At 38.0% G+C, this 9,454-nt stretch carries 10 protein-coding genes and 1 pseudogene; all 11 read left to right on the top strand.

Annotated elements, in window-relative coordinates:
* A pseudogene (locus AC3AX0_RS02920) lies at positions 1-711 on the top strand (hypothetical protein); the annotation flags it as partial.
* Entirely contained in the window at positions 698-1,027 is a 330-nt protein-coding gene (locus tag AC3AX0_RS02915) for a NifU family protein (RefSeq protein WP_487548808.1), read from the top strand. The pseudogene AC3AX0_RS02920 and the gene AC3AX0_RS02915, both read left to right, overlap by 14 nt.
* 4 nt (positions 1,028-1,031) lie before the next feature.
* Positions 1,032-2,321 carry an acetyl-CoA hydrolase/transferase family protein gene (locus AC3AX0_RS02910; protein ID WP_487548807.1) on the top strand — a complete coding sequence of 430 codons (1,290 nt, stop codon included), beginning with the start codon at positions 1,032-1,034 and terminating at the stop codon, positions 2,319-2,321.
* A gap of 206 nt (positions 2,322-2,527) precedes the next feature.
* Positions 2,528-3,238 carry a DUF169 domain-containing protein gene (locus AC3AX0_RS02905; protein ID WP_487548806.1) on the top strand — a complete coding sequence of 237 codons (711 nt, stop codon included), beginning with the start codon at positions 2,528-2,530 and terminating at the stop codon, positions 3,236-3,238.
* A 303-nt stretch (positions 3,239-3,541) separates the two neighbouring features.
* Positions 3,542-4,471 (top strand): aspartate carbamoyltransferase, encoded by a 930-nt coding sequence (gene pyrB / locus AC3AX0_RS02900; RefSeq protein WP_487548805.1) that lies wholly within the window; start codon positions 3,542-3,544, stop codon positions 4,469-4,471.
* Positions 4,465-4,902 carry an aspartate carbamoyltransferase regulatory subunit gene (locus AC3AX0_RS02895; RefSeq protein ID WP_487548804.1) on the top strand — a complete coding sequence of 146 codons (438 nt, stop codon included), beginning with the start codon at positions 4,465-4,467 and terminating at the stop codon, positions 4,900-4,902. Before pyrB ends, AC3AX0_RS02895 begins: the two co-directional genes overlap by 7 nt.
* 9 nt (positions 4,903-4,911) lie before the next feature.
* Complete coding sequence (locus AC3AX0_RS02890; RefSeq protein WP_487548803.1) at positions 4,912-6,126, top strand: dihydroorotase; 1,215 nt, start codon at positions 4,912-4,914, stop codon at positions 6,124-6,126.
* Entirely contained in the window at positions 6,104-6,973 is an 870-nt protein-coding gene (pyrF, locus tag AC3AX0_RS02885) for an orotidine-5'-phosphate decarboxylase (RefSeq protein ID WP_487548802.1), read from the top strand. Before AC3AX0_RS02890 ends, pyrF begins: the two co-directional genes overlap by 23 nt.
* Complete coding sequence (locus AC3AX0_RS02880) at positions 6,970-7,704, top strand: dihydroorotate dehydrogenase electron transfer subunit (protein WP_487548801.1); 735 nt, start codon at positions 6,970-6,972, stop codon at positions 7,702-7,704. Before pyrF ends, AC3AX0_RS02880 begins: the two co-directional genes overlap by 4 nt.
* 19 nt (positions 7,705-7,723) lie before the next feature.
* Entirely contained in the window at positions 7,724-8,626 is a 903-nt protein-coding gene (locus AC3AX0_RS02875; RefSeq protein WP_487548800.1) for a dihydroorotate dehydrogenase, read from the top strand.
* A gap of 301 nt (positions 8,627-8,927) precedes the next feature.
* A partial coding sequence (pyrE, locus tag AC3AX0_RS02870) for an orotate phosphoribosyltransferase (RefSeq protein WP_487548799.1) occupies positions 8,928-9,454 on the top strand: 527 nt, incomplete at its 3' end.

Below are 9,454 nucleotides of genomic sequence, written 5' to 3'. Positions count from 1 at the left end.
ATTACAAAGCCTGCATTTAGTGTACTATTTAGTGAATGGACTTTCTTTGGCATAGGATTCCCACCAGCTAGCATGTTCATAAAAGGACTTCCAATGGTAATATCGTGTTATATTGTATTGTTTGGTGATATGATTCAATCTCAAGCTTTGCTGGATGATGTGGCTAAATTTAGACCAGATGAAAAAATTGATTATAATCCGAATAGATCTCATTTAATCTTTGGACTTAGAAATTTGATAATGTCAATCATAGGACCTGACTTGACAATGTGTGGACCTCTTTGGGCAGCTATGCAAGTTGTAGTATGTGAAAGATACAAGCAGGGAAAAGATGCAATGGATTCAATAAATGGAGGTGCAGGATCATTCAGATTTGGTACTTTGACAGGATACCTACTTCTGCCGATAGTTACACTTTGCAAACCTATTCTTGGTATTGCATTAGCATCTACAATGCTTATACAGGGATATGTATCAGTGAGGGTAGGAGTTATGAAGGCACGTACATTCAATGATCTTGGTATTGCTGGTGTAATGGGTGCCGTACTTGCAACAAGAGGTGCTGCATGGGGTCTTGCAGCAGGTATAATACTTTGCATAATAGTAAATATGTTCCACAAACCTGCATTTGATACTTATCTGTTTCCAGAGGAAGAAGACAAGTCTTTGAACGCTACAGAAGAGATGAAAGAAGCACATGGATCTTGTTAATATTTTAGAAAAACAGGGTGATAAAATGAATGAAAAAGTGGTTAGAATATTAAATGAAAATGTAAAACCCATATTGGCAAAGCATAATGGAGCTATAAAATTAATAAATATTGAGAACAATGTTGTAGAGGTTCAAATGCTTGGGGCGTGCAGCGGGTGCGCCTCGGCAAGCGATACCCTTCAGGAAATTGTATTGATGGAATTAAAAAAAGAAATCCCTGAGATAAAGGAAGTAGTCATGACTACAGTCATAAGCGACGATTTGCTTGATTTAGCAAAGGATATACTTAAGGGAAGAAAGAAATTAAAGAGGTGATAAATTGAACTGGGAAAAGAATTACAAGTCAAAACTATTCACTGCAGAGGATGCTGTCAAATACATTCCCTCAAACAGCAGGGTAGTACTTGGACATGCAGTTGCAGAACCTTTCAAATTAGTAGAGGCAATGGTTAAAAACAAGAAAAATTATGAGAATGTAGAAATAGTACATATGGTAGCAATGGGCAAGGGTGAGTATACCAAGCCTGAGATGGATGGACATTTCAGACATAATGCATTATTTGTTGCGGGAAGTACAAGAGAAGCAGTTAACACAGGTAGGGCGGATTATACTCCTTGTTTTTTCTCAGAGGTTCCTAAATTGTTCACAGAAGGCTATATGGATGTAGATGTTGCTTTGGTGCATTTAAGCAGACCGGATGAGAATGGATATTGCAGTTTTGGAGTCTCTGTAGACTATACAAAGCCTGCAGCAGAGGCAGCAAGGATTGTAATTGCAGAAGTTAATAATAAAATGCCAAGAACCATGGGAGATTCCTTTATACATGTTTCTGATATAGACTGTATAGTTGAAACTTCATATGACCTGGCGGAACTGAAGCCACCTAATATCGGTGAAATTGAAGAATCAATTGGTGAAAACTGTGCCAAGCTTATTGAGGATGGAGATACATTACAGTTGGGTATTGGTGCAATACCTGATGCAGTTCTTATGTTTCTTAAAGATAAGAAAGACCTGGGGATACATACTGAAATGTTTTCAGATGGAGTTATTGATCTTGTAGAATCAGGAGTAATAAACAATAAGAAAAAGACACTTCACAAGGATAAGATGGTTGTAACATTTTTAATGGGAACTAAAAAGCTTTATGATTTTGTAGACAACAATGAAGATGTGGAATTTTATCCAGTTGACTATGTCAACGATCCAAAAGTTATAATGCAAAATGATAATATGATATCAATTAATTCATGTATTCAAGTTGACCTCATGGGTCAGGTAGTATCTGAATCTATTGGACTTAAGCAATTCAGTGGTGTTGGAGGACAGGTTGATTACGTTCGAGGTGCCAGTATGGCTAATGGAGGAAAATCTATTATCGCAATGCCGTCAACAGCATCTAAGGGCAGGGTATCGAGAATAGTTCCATTCATTACTGAGGGAAGTGCAGTTACCACATCAAGAAATGATGTGAACTATGTTGTTACTGAATACGGTATAGCAAATCTAAAGGGAAAGACTTTGAAAGATAGGGCAAAAGCATTAATTGACATAGCTCATCCAGATTTCAGAGATGAATTGCAGAAACAGTTTGAAGATAGGTTTTAACAATAATAGCTCCTAACAAGTTGTATAGTAATAAGTACAGAAACCCGCAAATCCAGAAGCGGGTTTTTTTCTTGTTGTGGAAAGCTAAATAACTACTTTACAAATCTATCTTTCTGAAATATAATTTTAATTAGAGTTTTTAGGAATATACCCGTTTCGATAGGGGTTAATATATATAAAGACAACAATAAAGAGAGGAATAATTAATGGATTACAAGGACTTATCTAAAAAATTAAGTGATATACTGAAAATGGAACAACCTGCAGTGGGAATAAAGCTGCTGAAGGATGAGGATTTTCCAGAGGATTATCATTCAGACAATAAATATACATTCTGCCAGTTTATTATGAAGGCAAGGGAAGGAAACAAGCTTCTGGCTACAAAGGACAATATCTCCTGTGCAAATGGTGCTTCTGCATTGGGATTCAGACCTGTTCCTGAAAAGCTTATGAACGGGGAGTTTTTGTCAATACTTGGTTCATTCAAAAAGGAAGGCGCACAGAAAACAATGGAGGCTATGCCTAGATTCGAACAGGACAGTTACAAGGGGATAGCGCTGGCATCACTAGACAATATTGATTTTGACCCTGATGTCGTCGTTTTGGAAACACTTCCGGAGCAGATAATGTGGCTGAGTCTTGCTTCCATACACGAGGAAGGTGGAAGACTCAATTTCAGTACCAGTATTTCAAACGGCACATGTGTTGATATGACAGTGATTCCACATCAAACTCAGGAAATGAATGTAAGCGTTGGGTGCTACGGCTGCAGGAATGCCACAAGCGTACCTGATAACCACCTCTACGCAGGATTTCCAGGAGACCAACTTGAATCCATAGTGGAAGCCCTTTCAAATATAAATGAAAAGGCTATGCCGCGAACAAGAGAAAAAAGAGCATACAGCAAGCTGGTATAGTAAATACATATATCAATCTATTAAAACCCGCAAGCACGCATGAATATACATTTCAAAAAAATATATACATTTCTTATAGTTTTTTTCTTGTGAAACTATTGACATTTCCTTGAAATTGTAGTATTTTATATGAAATTGAACCTTTAAATTAGCACGAGAGGCTGAAAAGGAAGAAGTTAATAAACAAGATGCGGCAAATTTACGCCTTCCTCTCGTCAAGCAGAGGAAGGCTTTTTTGATTCAATAATTAGACTTTAGATTTAATACTTTAAAATAGTCCAGAGAGACTAAAAGGAGGAAATTATGTTAGAAGGTAGACACTTAATCGACCCAATGGATTTCACTGTGGAGGAACTAGACAGCATATTTGATTTGGCTGACGATATCATAGCAGATCCAAAGAAATACGGAGATGTTTGCAAAGGCAGACTGCTAGCTACATGTTTCTATGAGCCAAGCACAAGAACAAGACTTAGTTTCGAAGCTGCAATGCTTAGACTTGGTGGAAGCGTACTTGGATTTTCATCAGCAGGAAGCTCATCCGCATCAAAGGGAGAGAGCGTAAAGGACACAATTCAAACAATAGCATGCTATGCAGACATATGTGCCATGAGACATCCCAAGGAAGGTGCACCAAAGGTAGCATCACTTACTTCACCAATTCCGGTAATTAATGCAGGAGACGGAGGTCATCAGCATCCAACACAGACACTTACAGACCTTCTCACAATTAGATCGCGTAAAAAAAGATTAACTGATTTTACAATCGGAATCTGCGGAGACCTTAAATTCGGACGTACGGTTCATTCCTTAATAAAGGCACTTTCAAGATATTCAAACATAAAATTCGTACTTATCTCACCAGATGAATTAAAAATACCAGACTATATTAAAGAAGAGACTCTTGAAAAGAAAAACATGGAGTACAAGGAAGTTGAAAGACTTGAAGAAGTTATTTCAGAACTTGATATCCTTTACATGACAAGGGTTCAAAGAGAAAGATTTTTCAATGAAGCTGATTATATAAGACTTAAGGATTCATACATCCTTGATAAGGAAAAAATGACAATGGCTAAGGAAGATATGTGTGTACTTCATCCACTTCCAAGAGTAAACGAGATTTCCGTTGAAATAGACGATGATCCAAGAGCGGCTTACTTTCCACAGGCTAAATACGGAATGTATGTTAGGATGGCACTCATAACTAAATTGTTGGGGGTAGAAGTATGTTAAAGATAGATTCTATAGAAAAGGGACTTGTAATAGACCATATAGCTGCAGGAAAGGGAATGAAAATTTTCAAATACCTAAAACTTGACGATGCGGATTTTACAGTTGCACTTATAAAAAATGTTTCTTCAAAGGTAATGGGAAGAAAAGATATAATTAAAATTGAAAATGAAATAGACGTAGATCTTGATGTATTAGGGTTTATTGACCACAATATAACAATAAATGTAATTGATAACAACAGGATAGTTGATAAGCTTAATCTTGAGCTTCCTGAAAGTGTGAAAAATGTTGCAAAGTGCAAAAATCCTAGATGTATCACTTCAATAGAGCAGGAAATTGATCATGAATTCAGACTTGTTGACAGGGAAGAAAAAGTCTACAGGTGTATATACTGTGACCAGGCATACGAACCTAACAATCAGGATTTATAAGGTATAGATATGAATATAATCATAGAAAATGTAAAAATAGTTGATTCAAACAAAACAGAATATGGAAAAATAGTAATTGAAAATGGAATCATCAAGAATCCATCAGGGATATCTGATAACATGGACTATGAAATTATTGACGGCAGGGGCCTTACAGCCCTGCCGTCATTTGCAGATACCCATACACACTTCAGAGAGCCTGGATTCGAATACAAGGAAACACTGGAAACAGGAAGCAAGGCTGCAGCAAGGGGTGGATACACTTCTGTACTTCTCATGGGAAACACAAACCCACCATGCAGCAGCTCGGAAGTTATAAACAAGGTAATAAACAGAGGAAATGAGATTGGTCTCATTGAAATACTTCAGGCAGGAACGATTTCAGACGGCATTAAGGGAGAGTCCCTTGACCACCTTGACGATGTAATGACAGCCACAAGGTTCATTACAGACGACGGAAAGGGAGTAATGAATGACAAGCTCATGTATGATGCAATGATCTATGCAAAGGAAAATGGACTAACAGTGGTGTCCCATGCAGAAGATCACTATTTTTCAGATACGGACATGAGACTGGCTGAAAATCTAATGACCTTTAGAGATATAGATCTTTGCAGAATAACGGGATGCAGACTCCATATGGCACATGTAAGTACCGTTGAAGCTGTAGACAGGTTAGTCGCTGCAAAGAAGGAAGGTCTTCCAATAACCTTCGAGGTTACTCCACACCATATATTTGGAGATAGCAGCCTTGGTTACAGGGTGAATCCTCCATTGAGGGAAAAAAAGGATATAGAGTCCATAATTAATGCAGTAAAAAGCGGTTTTGTTGATTCAATTGGTACAGACCATGCGCCACATACTGAAGAAGACAAGAAAAAGGGCTCTCCTGGTATATCAGGCATAGAAACAAGCTTCCCCATATGTTATACTGTTCTGGTGAGGGAAAATAACGTCACACTGAATGACCTTTCAAAAATAATGTCGGAAAATCCTTCTAAAATTCTTGGACTTAACAAGGGTCTCATTAAAGAAGGATATGATGGAGACATTGTGCTGGTTGAAACGGACACGGAATATGAAATAGACAGTTCAGAGTTTGTATCAAAGGGAAAGAACACTCCCTTTAACGGAAAAAAGGTATTCGGAAAAGTGATGATGACCATCAAAAACGGAAATATAGTATATAAAGGAGCCGACTATGATAGTAGACAAGCTTTATAGAGCAGTAGAAGAAAGAGGACATGTATGTGTAGGACTTGATACGGACTATTCATACCTTCCAGAGGAATTTGCCAGGAAATTTGAAACTAAAGGCGAAGCCATTTTCAATTTCAACAAGGAAATTATTGACAGAACATATGACAAAGCTGCCTGCTTCAAGGTACAAGTAGCATATTATGAAGCACTTGGACTTGAAGGACTTAAGGCATATTCTGATACACTTAAATACATCAAGGAAAAGGGAAGCATAAGCATTTGTGACATCAAAAGAGGCGACATAATGAAGACTGCCGAAATGTATGCAAAGGCACATTTTACCGGAGATTTTGAAGGGGACTTCATAACTCTAAATGCATATATGGGTGTAAATGATAGTCTGGAACCATTTTTAGACTATATTAAGAATGAAGAAAAAGGAATCTTTGTACTGGTTAGAACATCAAATCAGGGAGCAAGGGACTTTCAATATATTAAGAATGAAGAGGGAAAATACCTCTATTCTTCAGTAGGAGATAAGCTTCAGGAATTAAGCCAGGATTACCTGGGAGATTGCGGCTTTAGCTCAATTGGAGGAGTTGTGGGATGTACAAACAACGAAGAGGGAATAAAACTTAGAGAAGAAGTTAAGTCAATGTTTCTTCTCATACCTGGATACGGTGCCCAGGGCGGAGGAGCAAAGGATGTAGCTCCCTACCTTATTGCGGGTAATGGCGGAGTTGTAAACTCTTCAAGGGGAATAATCATGGCATACAAGAAAGACGGATCTGACCCTATGGACTTTGCAAAGGCTGCTGAAAGGGCAACTGTTAAAATGAGAGACGAGATCTGGGAGGAACTTAAGAAATGAAAACTTCTCTTTCCAGAATAATTGAAAATATAGAAATAAGCAGTGGAATCTACAAGATGACAATTGCTGTAGATACTAAACCAGTTCCGGGACAGTTTTACATGGTGAAGGGTCTAAATGGAGACTACCTTCTCCCAAGACCAATCAGTGTTCATGACTATTGTGACGGAAACCTTGTTCTTCTGTATCGAGTATCAGGACATGGAACAGACATGATGAGCAAGATGAATGATAATATGGAAGTTCAGTTACTTGGACCTTTAGGAAATGGCTTCGATCTTGAAGCAATAAAGGGAAAGACTGCTGTCATAGGCGGAGGAATAGGAACGGCTCCACTACTTTACCTTGCAAAGGAAATGAAGAAAGCAGATATGGACATATTCCTTGGATTCAAGGACATAGTATATTCCATTGAAGATTTTGAAAATACTGGCAAAAATGTAATAGTAGCAACTGAAGACGGAAGTGTTGGTAAAAAGGGATTTGTAACTGACTGCGTGGACTACGATAAGTATAAGACAGTGATTACCTGCGGTCCTGACATAATGATGAATAAGATAATAAAGACCTGTGTGGATCATAAAATAGATATTTACGCATCTCTCGAAAAGAGAATGGCCTGCGGAGTTGGAGCATGTCTTGGATGTGTAACTGAAACAATAAATGGGAATAAGAGAGTATGCAAGGATGGACCCGTATTCAAGGGAAGCGAACTTGTAATAAGCGAATAACTGATGGGAGCAATTACATATGGCAAATATGAAAGTATGTTTTTTAGAAAATGATTTTAAAAATCCCGTTGTAGCTGCAAGTGGAACCTTCGGCTTCGGTGAGGATTACAATGAAATATATGACGTTGGAATCCTAGGAGGCATTAGCTCAAAGGGACTAACTCTTAATGGCAAGACTGGTAACACTGGAATAAGGCTTTGGGAGACTCCAATGGGTCTTATGAACAGCATAGGTCTTCAGAATCCAGGAGTTGAAGGATTTATTTCCCAGGAAATAGAAAAGATGAAAACCTACAATACAAACATCATAGCAAACCTTGGCGGAGGAACTCTTGAGGATTATCTGGAGGGAATCAGGCTCCTAAATGATACGGATGTTGATATCATAGAGCTTAATATCTCCTGTCCAAACGTAAAGGCTGGGGGAATGGCTTTTGGAATAAAGTCAAAAGTTGCATATGAAACCGTAAAGGCTGTAAAGGAAATATGTAAAAAGCCTCTCATGGTAAAGCTTTCACCAAATGCAGAAAACATTTCTGAAATGGCTGCAGCCTGTGAAGAAGCAGGGGCAGATGCACTTTCACTTATAAATACACTAAATGCAATGGCAATAGACATTTACAAGCGAAAGGCAGTATTCAACAATACCTACGCCGGACTATCAGGACCTGCAGTTAAGCCTATAGCTCTTAGAATGGTTCATCAGGCTGCAAAGGCAGTAGAGATACCCGTGTGTGGAATGGGCGGTATAAGCTCAGGAAAGGATGCTATAGAGTTTATGATGGCAGGAGCATCACTTGTACAGGTTGGAACAGCAAACTTCGTCAAAGCAGATATCTGTGTAGATATAATAAGAGAAATGGAAGAATTCCTTGATGCTGAAGGAATAAAGGATATAAGCGATATTATTGGAATAGTTTAGTATTGATTGAGCCGGTTCGAAATTAAATCATATTTAGCTCCCTGTTCACTCGGAACGTCAATCTTTTACTAATAAGGTTGATTGACGAACCTCGCTGATATTTGATTTTATTTCCATAGGCTGTCTACTCTAGGTTAAGAAAGTTAAGATTTACAAAACACCTTGAAGCGTTGGTGTTTAGCTACCGGTACAACAATTTGAATATATTTAAGTGTTATTGTTGATACCTATTGTGCACAACCACAATAGTTTGTGGAGAATGTACTGATAAATACTAATAATTGTTAATAGAATTGAAATTATGGAGGATAACATGGATATTTTAAATTTGTTTAAGGAAAGTGAAGCACTTCTTGAGGGACATTTTCTGCTTTCATCGGGAAAGCACAGTCAGAAGTATATGCAGTGTGCAAAGCTAATGCAGTACCCGGACAAGGCAAGCAAGGTTGTTGCAGTAGTTGCTGAGAAGGTTAAGGATCTTGATATAGATGTAATCGTTGGACCTGCTATGGGTGGAATAAGAGCAGCATATGAGCTTGGAAGTCAGCTTAACATGAAGACTATCTTCACTGAAAGAGTTGACAATATAATGACTCTTAGAAGAGGATTCGAAATAAATGAAGGTGACAAGATTCTTATAATGGAAGATGTTGTTACTACTGGTAAGTCATCCATGGAAACTGCAAAAGTTCTAGAGGAACTTGGTGGTAAGGTAATCGGAATAGGATGTCTTGTAGACAGAAAGGTAAGTAAGATAGATCTTCCAATCTACAGCGCAGTAGAGATTTTCTTCGAAACTTACGACAAGGAAAACTGTCCTGAATGTGC

The organism is Dethiosulfatibacter sp., from assembly GCF_983023055.1.
Note: the sequence above shows the minus strand (reverse complement) of the source record. Positions and strands in the feature narration are given on the sequence as shown.

Coding starts and splice junctions, on each gene's coding strand:
- pyrF (WP_487548802.1), top strand. CDS start 6,104: ATGATAGTAGACAAGCTTTATAGAGCAGTAGAAGAAAGAGGACATGTA.
- AC3AX0_RS02895 (WP_487548804.1), top strand. CDS start 4,465: ATGTTAAAGATAGATTCTATAGAAAAGGGACTTGTAATAGACCATATA.
- AC3AX0_RS02915 (WP_487548808.1), top strand. CDS start 698: ATGGATCTTGTTAATATTTTAGAAAAACAGGGTGATAAAATGAATGAA.
- AC3AX0_RS02875 (WP_487548800.1), top strand. CDS start 7,724: ATGGCAAATATGAAAGTATGTTTTTTAGAAAATGATTTTAAAAATCCC.
- AC3AX0_RS02890 (WP_487548803.1), top strand. CDS start 4,912: ATGAATATAATCATAGAAAATGTAAAAATAGTTGATTCAAACAAAACA.
- pyrB (WP_487548805.1), top strand. CDS start 3,542: ATGTTAGAAGGTAGACACTTAATCGACCCAATGGATTTCACTGTGGAG.
- AC3AX0_RS02905 (WP_487548806.1), top strand. CDS start 2,528: ATGGATTACAAGGACTTATCTAAAAAATTAAGTGATATACTGAAAATG.
- AC3AX0_RS02880 (WP_487548801.1), top strand. CDS start 6,970: ATGAAAACTTCTCTTTCCAGAATAATTGAAAATATAGAAATAAGCAGT.